Genomic DNA, 936 nt, shown 5'->3' with positions numbered 1-936 from the left:
TAAGAGACTGTCTTAAAACTTTCCCAGACGATATAATCGAGCATGAATAGTCGAGCAAGCTGCTACCCAAGCGATCTTTCGGACAATGAGTGGGCGATACTCGAACCGCTAATGCCCGAGCCCTCCTGCTTCACCCATAGACCAAGGGAACATAGCTGGCGAGAAATCCTCAACGGTATCTTCTACATCACTCGCTCTGGATGCTCCTGGCGCATGATGCCCAGCGATTTGCCACACTGGAAGACGGTCTATCACTACTTCAGGCTGTGGAAAAAGAGCGGATTCATCGAGCGACTCCATACCACCCTGCGGGAGAAGACCCGTGTCCAGGTAGGACGCAACCCCTACCCGACTGCGGGGAGTGTGGATAGCCAAAGTGTGAAGACCAGCGAAAAAGGGGGGTCAGGGGTTATGACGGGGGCAAGAAAATCAAGGGTCGCAAAAGGCACTTGATGGTGGATACCCAGGGTTTGGTGCTCAAAGTCAAGGTTCTGCCTGCTGACATCACCGATGCCGAAGGCGGGAAAGTGGTGCTACAGGCGGCTTGGGCAACCCAGAGAGACTTCTGTCATCTGTTTATTGACGGTGGCTACAAGCGCCAGTTCGAGGAGTGGGTCAGGCGAACTTTAGGCTGGACGGTGCAGGTCATGCAGCGACCCGATGCCAACTTTCGCGGTATCTGGTGGCCCGATGAAAAACCCATCCCTGATGACTTAGCCGAGGAGCTACTCAAGAAGACCCGAGGGCATCGTGGCTTTGTGGTCATCCCCAGGAGGTGGGTAGTGGAGCGCACCTTTGCCTGGCTAAGTTTCAATCGTAGGCTCAATCGGGACTACGAGTTCCTGCCCGAAACCTCAGAAACCTTTATCTACACGGCGATGATCCGACTTATGGTCAGAAGATTGGCTTCCTAGACGGTTTTAAGACAGTCTCTAA

The 936-nt window shown here is 53.7% G+C and carries 1 protein-coding gene; it reads left to right on the top strand.

The features are described from left to right. Positions 1 to 42: 42 nt before the first annotated feature. A protein-coding gene (locus NW818_RS12825; RefSeq protein ID WP_414330855.1) for an IS5 family transposase occupies positions 43 to 914 on the top strand; the annotation gives its coding sequence in 2 pieces (ribosomal slippage) (positions 43 to 394 and positions 394 to 914; 873 coding nt in all). The last annotated feature ends 22 nt before the right edge of the window (positions 915 to 936 follow it).

The sequence above is a fragment of the Synechococcus sp. R6-5 genome, from assembly GCF_047461775.1.
Classification (GTDB): Bacteria; Cyanobacteriota; Cyanobacteriia; order Thermostichales; family Thermostichaceae; genus Thermostichus.
Note: the sequence above shows the minus strand (reverse complement) of the source record. Positions and strands in the feature narration are given on the sequence as shown.